Genomic DNA, 14,601 nt, shown 5'->3' on the forward strand with positions numbered 1-14,601 from the left:
CTATGGAAAAAATAAACTATCATAGGCCTTATAGATGGGTAGTCCTCGTTTCATTTATGACTGTGATCGGAGTCAGCCAAATGATCTATTTGAACTTCGTATCTCTAATGACGGAAGTTCAGAACTTATACGGTGTGTCGAAATTACTCGCTAGCGCATTAACTGTTTGTAATCCTCTGATGTTCACCTTGGTTTCCATGCCCGCCGGCGCTATGACCGACCGGAAAGGCTATCGATTCACGATTCGCCTAGGACTTATCATCATGTCAGTCTTTGCGTGCATGAGGATTTATACCGGCAGCTTCTGGCTCCTTCTCATCTGTCAGATCGGAAACGCTGTCGCACAACCTTTCATAATGAACGGAATCACGAAGCTAGCTGCCGATTGGTTTGCGGAAGAGCAAAGAGCCGTAGCCGCCGGTTTGGGCACTGCGGGAATGTTTGCGGGCTTAGCTCTAGGGTTTTCTTTGCCTCCACATCTAAACGAAATCTGGCGCCTCGGCGGCACTATGATTGTTTTTGCAGCTATTACCGTTGCTTTCAGTTTAGGATTTTTTCTTTTAGTAAAAGAAAATCATATAACAGAACCGGAAGAGATGAATCGACTTCGCTCTTTCACTGCCGCTACGGAAGTAGTACATCTAATCAAAGATCGCTCCCTTTTAATTATCATACTAATGTCCTTTCTCGCCTTCGGATTCTTTAACGGTATCACCACTTGGCTGGAAGGAATCCTAGGCCAAAATGGAGTCGGAGCCGTTGATGTAGGAAATATTGGCGGAGTCATGATTTTAGCGGGCATATTAGGCTCCTTAGTGATCCCGACATTTTCGGATTCCATAAAAAGAAGAAAACCGGTTCTACTCTTCTGTGGAATTTCAGGAATCGCACTCATTATGCCTTTATGTTTTAGCAGCGATGTTCCTTCACTTTATATATATGCAGGATTATTGGGATTTCTATTTTTACCCGGCTTTGCACTTCTTCTTGTCATGTCTGAAGAAATTGTCGGTCCGGAAAGAGCAGGAGGAGCAGCAGGCGCAGTGATGCTTGTTGGCAACGCCGGCGGAGTCGTTGTCCCAGTCTTTATGGCGATCGTAAAAAGCGAAACTGCAGGCTGGAGACCCGCCGAATATTTACTCCTTGGATTACTGATTACTGTCCTTAGCCTTGGCCTCTTCGCCTCGGAAAGCTTTCGTTCCGAGAAACAGAAAATGTCGTAAGCAGCATAAATTCCATGATGTTAAACTTGGTCAGAATGGACAAGTGTCGAGTTTTTCGAAAAGCTTCGAACCGATGGTTCAAACTCTGCTCTCGACATACTCTGGCAAATAGCAGCGAAGATACGCAACGGCAGCTCGACCAGCTTCCCGAACAATATCATCTGTGATGGTTCCTTGCTCTCGAAAAGAGAATCGAAAGACGGAGTCAATCAATGCAACGGCGATACCTACTTTTCGGGTTGCGTCCGGCCAGGAAGGAAGTGCGAAACGATCCATAACCTGCCTTAGAGCTATGTTCGCAATTTTCGAATCCAGCTCCTTCCCTATATGCATGGTCTCCTCGTTGCGAACCCCATAAACGACACGCATCATTGCGGGATCCTCCCTAACGATTGCAATGGCTTCGGCAGCAAGGAAATACACATAGTCTTGCCAGCTCTCGAATCGAGAGGTATCAACTTTGGACAATCTTTCTGCTACAAGGTCTGCATGAACGAGACGTAAGCCAAGATAAAGCGCTCCCATACTCGGAAAGAAGTGGTATGCCGACGCCCTAGGAATTCCCGCGCGCTCACAAATTTTTGCAAACGTGAGGGACTCCGGCGGTTGCTCTCGCAATAATTCTCTGAGCGCTTGAATCAGAGCAGCTCTTCGACCTCGCCCTTGGGGATTGGTTTTTATATCTCTCCCATTCAAGGACTCGGAAGATATTTCTTCTGATGAATTCTGCATCTATATTACCGACAAAAATCGACATTCAGATCGATTCAACCCCAATTTTGCGAATTTAAAGCGAAAAATACTCGACAATAGCCGAGCCGTCTTTATTATAAACTCGGCGATTGCCGAGTTTTCATGAATGCAAAAGGAGCAAGAAAAGCATGAAGAATTTAAAATTTGAAGCAGTGCGTGCATCCATAGTAGCCGCCTCTGTCAAGCTGGCCGATCTCGGTTTTTTTGCCGGCATCGGAGGAAACTTGGCGGTGCGGATCGATTCGGAGCTTATGGCCGTCACGCCATCTGCCTCCGACTATTATAGCATGAATAATGAAGATATTTGCATAGTCCGGATCAATAACCTGAAGCTCGTAGAAGGTACAAAAGAACCTACTACCGAAAGTGGGATGCACGCAGCCTTTTTAACTCGCAGACCTGATTTGCAAGTTAGTCTACACACTCACCAACCCCTAGCAAGCGCGGTAACTCTGCTCGGAATTGATATGCCCATTGAAGATCCCGAGGCGCGAACGCAGTTAGGACCATCTTTACGCATCGTCTCCTATGCACCTTCCGGAACTCCGTTCCTGGTCAGCGCTTTTAAGAAGAAGGTGCGAAAGGATACGAACGGCTATCTCTTACGAAATCATGGAATAGTTTGCGGGGCCAAATCCGTAGAACAAGCGATCGCAAATGTTCAACTCGCCGAGGAACAATCCGGACTCTACCTTCGTTCCCGTATAAAAAACAATCCGAGCATCTCAGGAATTTCCCCTCTTGTTTTGCAACAAGCACTTTCAATCCTGTAGGCAAGTGTAACTCGCCTCTATTTACTTTTAATCGAATATGACTTTCCACTGGAGGATAGCATGACCATGGTACTCAAAGAAATAAACAAAACCCAGGAGGCAATTCCTGAAAAGGAGTATGCAATTTCCGAATGGCATAACACGGCGGAAATCTACGGAAGACTAAAAGAATTATTAAAATCTCCATTAAGACCGATTCGACGAGACAAGATCAGCGGAGTTCTAGAATACTTCGAAACTAAATGTAAGACATCTCGAAAGATCGCGACTGCCGCAGAAGCCGTAATCCCCGGAGGAGTACAGCATAATCTTGCATTCAACTATCCCTTCCCGCTTGCAATAGATCAGGCAAAGGGAGCGTACCTCCGCGACGTCGATGGTAATACTTATATCGACTTCCTCCAAGCAGGAGGTCCTACACTTCTAGGATCTAATTACGAGCCAGTTCGGGAAAAGGTTAAGAATTTGCTCGATGAATGCGGCCCCACTACCGGATTATTACACGAATACGAAGTAAAATTGGCGGAGATAATCTGCAAACATATGCCTGGTGTTGAGATGTTTCGAATGCTGGGCTCCGGAACAGAAGCCGTCATGGGAGCGATCCGCCTCGCTAGGGCCTATACAGGAAAGCGTCATGTAATCAAAATGGGCGGCGGTTATCACGGATGGAGCGATTCGATGGTATACGGAATGCGAATCCCGGGAACTGGCCGTCGCGAGGCAACCGGAATTCCAAAAGGTGCCACTGCTTCGACGGAGGAAAGCTTCCCTAACGACCTTGGCGCGTTACGCCGCAAACTCTGGCTAAATCGTTTCAGAGGCGGTACCGCCGCTATTATCGTGGAACCGTTAGGTCCGGAGAGCGGAACGCGTCCCGTATATTTCGATTACAATAAGCAACTGCGTGAACTCTGCGATTCATTCGGAGCACTACTAATATTCGACGAGGTCGTTACCGGCTTCCGGGTAGGTTTGGGCGGAGCTCAGGGCTTCTTCGATGTCAAACCGGATCTAACGATTTTGGGGAAATGTCTGACAGGCGGATATCCGATGGCCGGTGGTATCGGTGGACGGAAGGAAATAATGATGCTGCTCGCGGGCGGCATCAGTGCGATCGGCAAACGAGCGTTTGTTGGCGGAACGCTCTCTGCTAATCCCCTTTCCTGCGCAGCCGGGTATTTTTCCATTCAAGAAATGGAACGCACAAAGGCGCCTGTCAAAGCCGGCCTCGCGGGAGATCGTCTCTGCCGTGGATTGCAGGAAATAATTGAAAGGTTACGATTGCCCTATGTCGCTTACAACCAAGGATCTATCGTCCATCTTCAAACGTCAGGCGTGCTTCTAATGTCTCTGCGAAACCCAATTAAGGTCTTACGGGAAGCGAAAGAACGTAAGCACGTTATGGAGGAGATGGGCGCCGCATATTCTGCTCACGGAATGATCACTTTGGCCGGAAGTAGAATGTACACAAGCATGGCTGACACCGATGAGATTATCGACGAAGCCCTCAATCGATTTGAGTCGGTATTTAAACTCGTATAGCGACACGAACCCAGGAGACGATAATGAAATCAGCAACAAAGAAAAAAAGATCCACAAAGGAAGGCGAATCGCCCGACCTCGTTGCTTTAATGAATTTATGGCAAAGGCTGGAGGCAAAAGGTCTCCTGCAGAAAAAAGCAGCTAGCCTTTCCTTCCGACTCCCCGGTCAAAAACCGGAAGCCTTTCTATTGATTAATAAGGGATCGAGAGAAATCGCTAAAGCTCAAACGGGCCAGTTCGACATACACGGCAAGGCAAGCACTCTCGACTGGGAAAGACTAGCTGCGATTAACTTTCACGCAAGCATATATAGAGCGAGACCCGACATCGGAGCAATTGCCTGTTTCCAACCTATTTGGGGCTCCCTACTAAAAACGTTAAAAGATCCGCTTCCTCTTGTTTTTGATGAGCAATGTCGACAACTCGGTGCACCTGTTGTTCAAATTCATAGATCAGTGGACGGTTCCGTTATTGCCGATTCAATTCTACTCAACGGCGCCAACGCCTTCCTTGATACGAACGGTGTAGTGATAACAAGCGTCACTCGCGAGAAGGCCATATACAATTGCGAATTAATCGAAAAATGCTCTAAGGCATACCTTCTTGCGCACGCGACTGGCGGCCCAATACGTCGCATCCCGTGGCTTATCCGTTGGATTGCAAAGAATCGACTCATAAAAGATGAGCGTAAAGCCGCCGCCTCTTATGCGTTAGGTAAAGCTCCCACCGGTTTTACGGCGTACTGAATTCGTATAGGTCTGGAAAGATTATGGATTATAAAAACAAAACAATTCTAATAACTGGCGCCTCATCAGGTATTGGAAAGACTTTAGCGATTACTCTTGCGGATCATTCGAATAATATCGTAGTTACTGCACGACGGGAATATCTACTCGAAGACCTCAAACGAGAAATCGAAGCTAAAAGCAGCAAATGCCTTTTTTTCGCCGGCGATGCAATGGATCCCAATCATGCGGATTTTGTCGTTAATGAAACGGTTAAAATATTTGGAAAAATCGATATTGCCGTTTTGAACGTTGGAGCGGGTCCTCCCTCCAACACGATCAAAGATTCCCGGGAAATAATCCTGGGGAAGATGCGAACCAATTACGATAGCCTAATAAACTTTTTCGTTCCCGTCCTTGCACAAATGAAAGTCCAAACGACGCCGTGTATGATTGCGCATGTCAACTCTTTGGCAACGTATTTTGGAATACCTATGCAAGGAGATTACACGGCTGCAAAAGCCGCCGGGAGAATCTTTTTAGATACGGCGAGAATGGAATTAAAGCATTTTGGCTTTAAACATGTGCTCATCCAAACGATCCATCCGGGTTTCGTTGCAACGGATGCAGTTAAAGAAGATGGAATTCCCGCACCGAATGAAATCAGTGAGAAAGAAGCGGTGAAATATATATTGAAAGGATTCCGTCGAGAAGTTTATGAAAACCGATTTCCATTTAGCACTGCCTTAGCGGTTCGAATAGGACGACTCGCACCTGCATGGCTACGAACCAAAATTTTATTGTCGGAAGCCCCAGCCGACTACTAAGCGGACGATTGTTCTCGACTCGTTTGCCTGCTGGTCACTACGCGAAAGGAAATATTTAGGTAGGCCGTCATTGAAGGTTCTAAATGGAAAAAAAAAGGAAAACAAAAAAAGGTCCCTGGCTCCCCCAGGCTGAAAGAATCCGATCGATCATTCAAGCTGCTTTGCCTTTATTTGCGCAAAGAGGATTCGACGGAGCCAGCACAAGGTCTTTAAGTAAATCTGCCGGCATCTCGGAAGGTCTTATTTATAGATATTTTCATAGAAAGCGTGATTTATTTGAAGCGGTCTTGCAATATTGCCTAAAGCTGTCGGATCCATTTAGAGTTCCTGTCTCCGATTTAGAACCGGGGTCGGAGACATTCGTATTTCTGATCAATACGTTTCTATTGGAAATTTTTTTCAAATGCAAAAATGAAGAAATGGAACTTACTCACAAGTTAATCTTAAGAAGCTTAAGTACGGACGGAAAGTTCGCCAGAAAATATTTTCGGAATAAATTTAGAAACCTCTTTCCATTAATGAAGATTTCGTTAGAAGCCTGCGTAAAAAAGAAGGAACTTCCGCCTGACCGGTCTTGGAAAACTTGGCGGGACGTAAATTGGATCATCCGTCATCTTCTGGTTGTATTTTACTTTTTTAATTTTTCCTTTTCTAAGCATAAATTGTTTCAGGATAGGACCGAATCACTTCGATTAGAATCGATCAGATTTTTTCTTTTAGGAGTGGGATTTCTGCCCGATTCAACCGAGATATTGCTGAAAAAAGTGACCAAACAATCAGTGCTTGTAATGTAAAAATATTATATAATATATTTTTAATATAATAAACACCATAAATATGATTGAATTTCAAAATACCCGAAACTCTCCCGGTTTTTCAGATCCGGTCGATTAAGATATTTTGGAAAATTTAACCGTAATTTTCTTGGCGCTAAATGCTCATAGCCGATCACCTAACGATGGGCAATCGCATATTTATAGGTTCTTTCGTTTGAAATAAAATATGATTAATGGTGTCGATAGGTCTAATTAAAGATTCGAAATTTTAGGCAAAACGAATGAAAACTATTACGGAAATAAAGATAGGCAGCACACATTTAAAGTAGTCCGAACTTACTTCTGTACCTTGAAGGAATTTTTGATAAGTATAACGGAAAAATTCATTTTATCTAAGAATCTTCGGTAATATTTAAGAGGTTTGATCTTAGTTAAAATTATCACCTTCGCCTTCACCTATACAGCAGAGGATTCAAGCGTCATTTTAGATTTAGCGGTCTCAATAACTTTGGCAATATCTTCTAAAAAGATTGATAAAAATCAATTCAAATCCGCCGCTCCCTCAAATCATAGTACGACTAGACTAGAGCATGAACGCGAATCGATAAGTAGAAAATGAAGTCATTGATTTATATCAATGCAATAAGAGACTATTCTCAAAATTATTCGATATTAGCGAGACGACCCGCCATTTAAAACGGAAGTATGATGAGATCAGTTGTGACGCGAGCTGCGAAATATTTGCGTTAAATATGCTCATTGAAATCAACCCATCGTAAAGTGGAAACGGAAGATTCATGATCGATGTGATTTTCTTCTATTGGTTTCGACTAAGTGCGAAAATATTTTCGAATCTAAATTAATTCGAAATCTTATCGAATCTCTCGATTATAGGAAATTAAAATATGAATCGCTTGATTCAATCTTTAAAAATCTATTTAGAACTAAGAGAACGCAGCTGCTTACATATCAGCGAACTCCGGAAAGCTCGATTATTACCGATCTCCAGTATAATTCAAGATCGCATTATAGAAGAAGGTTTTGCTAAGATTCTATTTATCTGCGATAACAACTCTGCAAGAAGCCAATTTGCTCAAATTCTAACTACCGCCATTGCGAAATATCTGAGCCTCCCCGACATCGAAGCTTACTCGGGAGGAAAGCATGCCGCTATCCTTCATTCTAATACGATCGACGCTCTCATATGTGTCGGGTTCAAAATAGATAGAATTGGAAACGAGAATGTAAGCCCTAAATATAATGTAACTTACTGCGATCCTTTGAATCCTATTTTAGCCTTTTCAAAGCTGTATTCGGATGATCCAAATCCTAAAAATAATTTTATTGCGATATTCGTCAATTCACTAGATGAAAACGACCTTCCCAAAATTCCCGGAGCAAAGACAAGCGTCAGTCTTCCTTACGCTGATTTGAAAGTAAAAGATAGCACTCCGGAATCTTTACAGGAATATGTGGAGACTTGTGAATTAATCACGATAGATCTATTATTCATCCTACAACAAGTAAAAGATAAACTTCTATCACCTTAAAGTCTGCCGTAAATCCTATTTCAGCTGAAAATTGCGGAACGCAAGTTTCGATCAATATCGCAGGCCGGAGAGAACTCGAAAATCTCAAAGCCAAGGTTTGACAACCCAAACGGAGATTGAGGCTTGTTTTGTATCACTTAGGCAATAAGATATCTTAAAGTTATTCTAATTGTCGGACAACTTTTTCGCCTTCCTTAGATTATTTATTTTATATATATGAACGCTTTCGTCTATTCTGAATGACACATTAAAAATGGATAAATTTTAAATTTCGAAGCATCGTAGGATTTACTATTAGTTGTTATCGAAAAGGAGGAACGTAATGAGAGAACGTCGGCAATCGGAGAGAATTTATTCCGAAGAATTATGCAAATTCAAAGTAATTATAAGGTCCAGTACATCGGTATTCAATGGTTTCATCATGAATATTTCGGATATTGGAGTCGCAGTAGTCAGCACGATTCAAAGCGAAGACAATATAATAGTCGGGGAAGTAATTTCCGGACAAATTCAATTTCCGGATAGTTGGGATAAACTCAAATTTGACGGTGTTATTGCCAGGAAAGATTATGTTTCGAATGACGATTGCGATTCCCTAATATTAGGAATTAAATTTTCTAATCGAATTACTTTACCGCCAAATATACTAAAATTGGCATTATTTGTCGGAGGTAGGTAATTTAACGGCCTATAATAAAGAAACGAAAGCATGAATATTCGTTTCCATAGGCATAGCGTCAGTCAATATTCGAGTTTAGTTTACTTGCCCGGTATCTCTAAATCTATTCTATACGTTGCATGACACGCTACGCATTTACGAGTCAAAATATCCAGTTCGTTCAAGATGATACCTAACTCTTTCTTTTGCTTAAGCTTTTCCGCAATAACGTCGAATTGCTCGTGAGTCCCGAATCCTAATTGCTTAAACTCGATAGGAAGCTTAAGTAGAATTTTCTTTTCTTCCTTTTCTAAACTTCTTACTAACCCCATTCCCGATGCACGAGCCGATTCAGACGCTTTTTCGTAATCTCCCTCGGAAAGACCACCCAATACCCCATTTATTGAAGTAAGCAATCCCCGCATTTCGGTAAGCACAAGTATCCTTTCATCTTCATTCAGATAGATTGAAACCCTGCCGTCTTTAGATTTTGTCGTGTTTCCTCTGATAAAGGAGTAAATCAGAAAGGTTATTGTAAGAATCCATAATGTAATCGCTATCAAACCGAACGGTATTTTTTTTAGGTTCATTTTTCTTTCCTTTTTTATATATTTGCTTTAGAGTATTTATAAATACACTTTAATTTATTCATTCCGAATTTCGCGCCTTTTCTTATCCATCAAGGTTACAATTGATTTTCAACATAAAGATGATCGAGTATCTCACCTAAAATTTTTTTTCTTCATAAGTAAAACCGGCATACTGCGTAATTGGACAACAAGTAGCCAATTGCTGGATGGCACCTTCTCTTTTTTCGGCTACATCTAGGCTTTGATCAATTCCTTTAAAAAATTTGCAGGCTCAGTTTGTAGTTACCCTACTATCTAATTTTTCAACTGGTAAATTAATTCTTTTTCTATCGATCATTTTTTAAAGGCTTTATCCGCTCTAACAATCCATGATTTTGGAACATTGGATATAATTGCTTAATAACCGAGGCTGGGATACCGGATACCCTGACTCGCCTTGAGGATTTACCGTAACTCGAGAACCCCTGTATTTTATTAGGACCTTACACTTCAAATACCATAATCGGTCACTAATATAACGGCGCGAATATAGCCTGATTTAATCAATTTTTCGGCATCTTCCATAACATTGACAATTTACGCCTCTATAGAAAAGCAACTTCCCCTTCAATGGCCGGGATCAGCTTATTCCCCGATCCTATTCCAAACCGTCTTTCAGCTTCCGTTCATTAATTAAATATAATCCTACTCCTATCTTGTTAGGTCTTCTTTATTCGAATTCTTAGCCGGATCAGTGATTTAAGCAACGTACCGAATTAACTACTTGATTAATTAGTTCTTCGTTAAGCCAAAAGGGTGGGGAAATTACATAGTCCCCCAGACAGTTTGCAGATTGATAATTCCTTTTTTAAATTTAAGATCATCTCCAAAATCGGACATTTGTGTCCGATTCGCCTTGTAGAGTCACGATTAACTTCGTGAGTTTTATTTCGATAACTAGAAGGAAAAATACTTGAAAAACATTACACCCTATGGTGTAATGTTTTTATGGACCAATTGACCGATGTACTCACAGCCATTTCGCATCCGTCCAGGCGTGCGATTATCGGGAAGCTAGCGGAATCTGGGCCAACTCGTTTTACCGATATTGCGGAGCCGTTCGACGTGGCTCTGAATGCTGTCACCAAACACCTCAAGTTGCTTGAACGTGCAGGGTTGATCAAACGTGAAAAAAAAGGTCGCGAAGTATTCATTTCTTTTCGAGGTGAACCTCTGCGTCAGGTAGCGGGATGGGTGCATGAGTACGATCGGTTCTGGAACGAACGTCTCGATCAATTCGAGCAATATTTTAAGGACAAAAGGAAGAAGGAGAAGAAGTAATGAAGAAATCTGAGAAGACCCTTGAATTCAATTTTGAGCGAACGATCCCCGCTCCTACTGGCGAAGTATTTGATGCGTGGCTGAATCCGAAGATCCCTGGAAACCCATGGAATATAGCCGAAAAGTTCGTTTTGGATCCAAAAGTAGACGGGCTCTTTTATTGGACCCTAACTGGAACATCTCATTACGGACGATTCATTGAGATTGAACGGCCCGCTCGAATTCAACATACATGGATATCACCGAATACCTTAGGACAAGAGTCGATAGTTACCGTAACCTTTAAGAAACAGGGAGAAGAAACGCTCATGACCCTAGTGCATTCCGATCTTCCGGATGATGATAAGGCAAGGTCACATGAGAAAGGCTGGAATTACTTTTTCGGCATATTCATTGAGCAATTTGGAGAGGCCTCGCGCATCAGAAAATAATTTCGGCTGCACTAAAAACGAACCTAAATTTAGCTAAGTGCGCTATGGCGCTTAGAAAAGGAGAAATCATGGCGAAGGTAATTTTTGGAAATCATTCTTCGGTTATAGTTCCCCGACAAGATCGGGAAAACATTCGTAAATTTTATTGCGATGTCATCGGTGGCACAATAACGAAAGAGGAGGACGAAAGAGACTTCCTTCGTTTGGGAGATGACTTCTATCTCGTGTTTCTTTACGGGGATGTCCCAGATAAGAGCGAGTTTCTACGGACTGCAAGATCGATCTGGCTGGAAATCAAATCCAACAAAGTTGAAGAAATGAGCCGAAAAATCCTTGAATCCGGTCTCGTGAGGAAGCTTGAGTTACCGGACCCTCATCTTTATTTCCAAGCACCGGGAGGTCAATGTCTCCGGTTGGTTGGAATAGACGAGGATCTTTCATTTTATGAGGGAGCTGGAGAAGGCTCTAATGTGGCGAAAGTAAAAGAAGCCCTCGAGAAGGAGGCGATAATCAAATGAGCCATTGAATCAATCATAAAGTGGGAATTAAGGCTTCACCGGCAGAAATCTACGAGGCTTTAACCGAACCGGTGAAGCTCGCTCAATGGTGGACAACGGATACGAGAGGCAGCGGTGCTAATAAAATCGAAACTTGCAGATCACGTCATTTTGAGTCTGAAATGTTTCGATGACTGCTCTTGGTATCATTCGAGAACAAAGATTTAAAGGTTCTAATTCCCTTCTCGAACGTGTAAATACGAAAGAGCTTAAGTTTCATAAAAAAATAAACCGATCTCACTGGCTTCACATTCAAAGTTGAATTACATTTATATTTATCGATGAAAAATGTTCCGTCTGAAGCAGTTTCTATTTGAATCCCTTCGAGATCTATTCGATGAAGCTAATAAATATTGGAAATCCGGAGACATCCCGGTTGCATTAGCGAGTGCAGTTGCCATTGCAGCGCTTACTTTATCCTTTATCTGCCCCTGAAACCAAGATTGGAACGTTCCATCTTGGAGCATCGTTTTGGCGAGACTCTGCTCGGTCGTTGCAAAACTCGCTTCAGCCTGCGCTTCGTTTTGAAAAGCCAAATCGTTCTTCGCGTTTAGCGAGAATAAGGGTGAGAAGATCGAGGACGAAAAGAAAGTAGTTAGGAGAAGTATGGCCGCGACCTTCGGTCCGGGCTGCTTCGGGTTCGGGCAGTCGCCCTCATCCAACACGCTCCGTCTTTCAATCCTAAATCTCATTTTTATAGCTCGTGTTGGACTTAAGCCCGCCGCATCCCTCGCGGGGAAGTGAAGTAAATTTACTTTATCCTCATTTAGGATTAACAGAACTAAAGATCGATTCTAAGTTACTGTCAAATTTATTTTCACTGTTAAATTGACCAGATCTGTCACCAATTTCAGATTATCCTGTGATTTCGAAGATCCCTTTCAGTTAGCCCCGTAACACGCAAAACTACCTTGAGGTCAATGCCTTCCGTAAGCATCTTACGAGCGTCTTCCAGCTTACCTTCCAGCTTACCTTCCAGTTTGCCTTTCTGTTTACCTGTTTGCTCTCCACGCTCAAAACTACCTGCAAGATCATATGCATAGTCACGGTCGGATTTAAGCTTCTCCTCAATACGACGTTTCTGCGCCGGATCCGATGAATACTTCTCCAAGATAGCAAACGCCTTACTCAAATCAGGTGTCTTATCTACCAATATTTCCATCTCTTCCTCCGTCAACTCTGCCGTGTGCTTTAGCACATATAACCAGCGATATAAATCCGTTCCTGTCTTTAATAGCTCTAAACCGTTCTCTTCAGGCATCTTAGGAAGCTCTAAAAAATGAACTTCCAGTTCGTCGCTTAAAATTATCTCAGGAAAACTCTCTTCCCTTAATTTAAACTTACTATGGTAATTCTTCGTCGGAATCAAATCAAAGTCAACTATGTTTATCTGGTAGACCGGCTTCAAATCGCTATACGGATCTCCCGATTTCAACTGATCACGGATTAAGCCCGAAAGGTAATATAGACTCCGCTTCACAAACGAACTCTGATGCGCCACCTGGATTTCCACATGGAAAATTTTACCAGACTCATCCTTCGCCCTAAGATCCAAATAGGATCGTTTATCCCCTGGATATTCCGTCGGAAGTTCGGGGTTTAAAATCGTTATTTCCTCAACCCGATGCTCTCCATTCGGATACAATACACTTGTTAGAATTGAAGACAAGAGTTTCGGTTCTTCTACAAACAGCGATTTGAATACTAAATCGTTTGTTAAAGGAAAAAAGGGCATACGTTATTTTGATTAGCAGCTCAAGCTCGGTCAATTGACTTTTCGAGATGAAGTCCGGTTTTACATTACTAGAGTAGACGGAAGATAGTGTCCGTTAACCTTATAGGGTCAAATCCCTTTCAAAGTCCCATCTAACAACTTGAATCATCTATCTATTTTCAAATAATGGCACAAATCAAAAGGAATCCGCTACTTGTATTTTGAATTTTCCATTCTGTTAAACGAAGTCCTACTTCTCTATTTCATAACTACTTTCAGAGTGCAATCACGGACTGAACTGCAAATTCTTTTCCTTAAGTCGCAACTAACCGCATACAAACGTAAAACAAAGAAGTTTCATACGACTCCTTTCGAAAGAATCAAAATCGTATTACTTTCCTACCTACTTAAAAATTGGCAAGATTCGCTAATCATCGTTTCACCAAAAACGATTCTCTCTTGGAGAAAACGTAAATTCAAAACCTTCTGGGCAATGATCTCTAAAAGAAAGAAACCCGGCAGACCTAATATCCCTTGGAAAGTAATCAAGCTGATCAGAAAAGTCGCTAAAGAAAACAGGATCTGGGGAGCGACCAAACTACACGGCCTACTTCGAAAACTCGGTTACGATATCTCTGAACGAACTGTCTCTAAGTATATTCCGAAACGACCGCCCGATCCCGAAAAGCGATTTCTCTGGAAACAATTCTATGCCTTACATGCGGACGCCATGGTTGTCTCGGATACGTTCACCGTCTATTCAGCTAATTTTAAAGAAATCTTCAGAGTCGTTTTCTTTCTTCACGTAGGATCAAGGCAGATTTTACACTTCGATATTCATACTAATCTTACTACAAGATGGATGAGGAAAAGTTCAAAAATTTTCAATTCGGAAACGAGGAATAAAAATGTTCATTACTTTCTTTCGGATCACGATCCACTATTCGGAAAACGATTTACTAAATATTTGGAAAGGCTGGGGATTAAACACAAAAAAACCACCCCAAAATCTCCTTGGCAAAACTGCTACGCAGAACGCTGGATTAAAACTTTCAGAAATAGCCTAGTCACGTTTTAGTGGACACTTTCTAAGCTACATTTTCTTCAAACTCAACAGGACTCACGTAACCTAAGAAGGAAATGTGACCTCTGTCTATTA

The 14,601-nt window shown here is 42.2% G+C and carries 14 protein-coding genes and 2 pseudogenes; 12 read left to right on the top strand and 4 right to left on the bottom strand.

Annotated elements, in window-relative coordinates:
* Positions 1 to 2: 2 nt before the first annotated feature.
* A complete protein-coding gene (locus tag LEP1GSC058_RS07860) occupies positions 3 to 1,223 on the top strand; it encodes an MFS transporter (RefSeq protein ID WP_016549042.1) in 1,221 nt (406 codons plus the stop codon).
* A gap of 78 nt (positions 1,224 to 1,301) precedes the next feature.
* Here the strand turns inward: LEP1GSC058_RS07860 and LEP1GSC058_RS07865 are convergent, their stop codons facing one another.
* Complete coding sequence (locus LEP1GSC058_RS07865; protein ID WP_016549026.1) at positions 1,302 to 1,955, bottom strand: TetR/AcrR family transcriptional regulator; 654 nt, start codon at positions 1,953 to 1,955, stop codon at positions 1,302 to 1,304.
* Between the two features lie 149 nt (positions 1,956 to 2,104).
* Between LEP1GSC058_RS07865 and LEP1GSC058_RS07870 the strand changes: the two genes are divergently transcribed.
* From LEP1GSC058_RS07870 to LEP1GSC058_RS07900, 7 genes are all read left to right on the top strand, one after another.
* Positions 2,105 to 2,749: a class II aldolase/adducin family protein gene (locus LEP1GSC058_RS07870; RefSeq protein ID WP_016548955.1), complete on the top strand. Its 645-nt coding sequence runs from the start codon at positions 2,105 to 2,107 to the stop codon at positions 2,747 to 2,749.
* Positions 2,750 to 2,815: 66 nt separating this feature from the next.
* Positions 2,816 to 4,294 (top strand): aspartate aminotransferase family protein, encoded by a 1,479-nt coding sequence (locus tag LEP1GSC058_RS07875; protein ID WP_016549081.1) that lies wholly within the window; start codon positions 2,816 to 2,818, stop codon positions 4,292 to 4,294.
* Positions 4,295 to 4,317: 23 nt separating this feature from the next.
* The gene (locus LEP1GSC058_RS07880; protein ID WP_016548997.1) at positions 4,318 to 5,040 is read left to right on the top strand and encodes a class II aldolase/adducin family protein; all 723 of its coding nucleotides are present in this window, start codon (positions 4,318 to 4,320) and stop codon (positions 5,038 to 5,040) included.
* Between the two features lie 23 nt (positions 5,041 to 5,063).
* Positions 5,064 to 5,846, top strand: coding sequence for an SDR family NAD(P)-dependent oxidoreductase (locus tag LEP1GSC058_RS07885; RefSeq protein WP_016548950.1), 783 nt, complete (start codon positions 5,064 to 5,066; stop codon positions 5,844 to 5,846).
* A gap of 83 nt (positions 5,847 to 5,929) precedes the next feature.
* Positions 5,930 to 6,640 (top strand): TetR/AcrR family transcriptional regulator, encoded by a 711-nt coding sequence (locus LEP1GSC058_RS19800; protein ID WP_016549012.1) that lies wholly within the window; start codon positions 5,930 to 5,932, stop codon positions 6,638 to 6,640.
* Between the two features lie 887 nt (positions 6,641 to 7,527).
* Positions 7,528 to 8,172: a low molecular weight phosphatase family protein gene (locus tag LEP1GSC058_RS07895; RefSeq protein ID WP_016548982.1), complete on the top strand. Its 645-nt coding sequence runs from the start codon at positions 7,528 to 7,530 to the stop codon at positions 8,170 to 8,172.
* 322 nt (positions 8,173 to 8,494) lie between these two features.
* Positions 8,495 to 8,851 (top strand): PilZ domain-containing protein, encoded by a 357-nt coding sequence (locus LEP1GSC058_RS07900; protein ID WP_016548946.1) that lies wholly within the window; start codon positions 8,495 to 8,497, stop codon positions 8,849 to 8,851.
* A gap of 80 nt (positions 8,852 to 8,931) precedes the next feature.
* On the opposite strand, the gene LEP1GSC058_RS07905 is transcribed toward LEP1GSC058_RS07900, so the two are convergent.
* A complete protein-coding gene (locus LEP1GSC058_RS07905) occupies positions 8,932 to 9,420 on the bottom strand; it encodes a hypothetical protein (protein ID WP_016549053.1) in 489 nt (162 codons plus the stop codon).
* Between the two features lie 987 nt (positions 9,421 to 10,407).
* On the opposite strand from LEP1GSC058_RS07905, the gene LEP1GSC058_RS07910 reads away from it, so the two are divergent.
* From LEP1GSC058_RS07910 to LEP1GSC058_RS07920, 3 genes are all read left to right on the top strand, one after another.
* A complete protein-coding gene (locus LEP1GSC058_RS07910; RefSeq protein WP_039948173.1) occupies positions 10,408 to 10,740 on the top strand; it encodes an ArsR/SmtB family transcription factor in 333 nt (110 codons plus the stop codon).
* Positions 10,740 to 11,171: an SRPBCC family protein gene (locus LEP1GSC058_RS07915; protein ID WP_016549058.1), complete on the top strand. Its 432-nt coding sequence runs from the start codon at positions 10,740 to 10,742 to the stop codon at positions 11,169 to 11,171. Before LEP1GSC058_RS07910 ends, LEP1GSC058_RS07915 begins: the two co-directional genes overlap by 1 nt.
* A 68-nt stretch (positions 11,172 to 11,239) precedes the next feature.
* Positions 11,240 to 11,689: a VOC family protein gene (locus LEP1GSC058_RS07920; RefSeq protein WP_016548978.1), complete on the top strand. Its 450-nt coding sequence runs from the start codon at positions 11,240 to 11,242 to the stop codon at positions 11,687 to 11,689.
* Positions 11,690 to 12,066: 377 nt separating this feature from the next.
* Here the strand turns inward: LEP1GSC058_RS07920 and LEP1GSC058_RS07925 are convergent.
* Positions 12,067 to 12,420: pseudogene (locus tag LEP1GSC058_RS07925) on the bottom strand (TIGR04388 family protein); the annotation flags it as partial.
* Between the two features lie 158 nt (positions 12,421 to 12,578).
* On the bottom strand, positions 12,579 to 13,463 hold the full coding sequence (locus LEP1GSC058_RS07930) for an Rpn family recombination-promoting nuclease/putative transposase (RefSeq protein WP_016549092.1): 885 nt from the start codon (positions 13,461 to 13,463) through the stop codon (positions 12,579 to 12,581).
* A 193-nt stretch (positions 13,464 to 13,656) separates the two neighbouring features.
* Here LEP1GSC058_RS07930 and LEP1GSC058_RS07935 point away from each other — a divergent pair.
* Positions 13,657 to 14,517, top strand: a pseudogene (locus LEP1GSC058_RS07935) (DDE-type integrase/transposase/recombinase); the annotation flags it as partial.
* Positions 14,518 to 14,601: the final 84 nt, after the last annotated feature.

The organism is Leptospira fainei serovar Hurstbridge str. BUT 6 (assembly GCF_000306235.2).
Lineage (GTDB): Bacteria > Spirochaetota > Leptospiria > Leptospirales > Leptospiraceae > Leptospira_B > Leptospira_B fainei.

Bases quoted from the DNA above. Each gene is read 5' to 3' on its own strand.
- LEP1GSC058_RS07930 (WP_016549092.1), bottom strand. From the start codon at position 13,463: ATGCCCTTTTTTCCTTTAACAAACGATTTAGTATTCAAATCGCTGTTT.
- LEP1GSC058_RS07860 (WP_016549042.1), top strand. From the start codon at position 3: ATGGAAAAAATAAACTATCATAGGCCTTATAGATGGGTAGTCCTCGTT.
- LEP1GSC058_RS07880 (WP_016548997.1), top strand. From the start codon at position 4,318: ATGAAATCAGCAACAAAGAAAAAAAGATCCACAAAGGAAGGCGAATCG.
- LEP1GSC058_RS07885 (WP_016548950.1), top strand. From the start codon at position 5,064: ATGGATTATAAAAACAAAACAATTCTAATAACTGGCGCCTCATCAGGT.
- LEP1GSC058_RS07905 (WP_016549053.1), bottom strand. From the start codon at position 9,420: ATGAACCTAAAAAAAATACCGTTCGGTTTGATAGCGATTACATTATGG.
- LEP1GSC058_RS07915 (WP_016549058.1), top strand. From the start codon at position 10,740: ATGAAGAAATCTGAGAAGACCCTTGAATTCAATTTTGAGCGAACGATC.
- LEP1GSC058_RS07910 (WP_039948173.1), top strand. From the start codon at position 10,408: ATGGACCAATTGACCGATGTACTCACAGCCATTTCGCATCCGTCCAGG.
- LEP1GSC058_RS19800 (WP_016549012.1), top strand. From the start codon at position 5,930: ATGGAAAAAAAAAGGAAAACAAAAAAAGGTCCCTGGCTCCCCCAGGCT.
- LEP1GSC058_RS07875 (WP_016549081.1), top strand. From the start codon at position 2,816: ATGGTACTCAAAGAAATAAACAAAACCCAGGAGGCAATTCCTGAAAAG.
- LEP1GSC058_RS07900 (WP_016548946.1), top strand. From the start codon at position 8,495: ATGAGAGAACGTCGGCAATCGGAGAGAATTTATTCCGAAGAATTATGC.
- LEP1GSC058_RS07920 (WP_016548978.1), top strand. From the start codon at position 11,240: ATGGCGAAGGTAATTTTTGGAAATCATTCTTCGGTTATAGTTCCCCGA.
- LEP1GSC058_RS07895 (WP_016548982.1), top strand. From the start codon at position 7,528: ATGAATCGCTTGATTCAATCTTTAAAAATCTATTTAGAACTAAGAGAA.
- LEP1GSC058_RS07870 (WP_016548955.1), top strand. From the start codon at position 2,105: ATGAAGAATTTAAAATTTGAAGCAGTGCGTGCATCCATAGTAGCCGCC.
- LEP1GSC058_RS07865 (WP_016549026.1), bottom strand. From the start codon at position 1,955: ATGCAGAATTCATCAGAAGAAATATCTTCCGAGTCCTTGAATGGGAGA.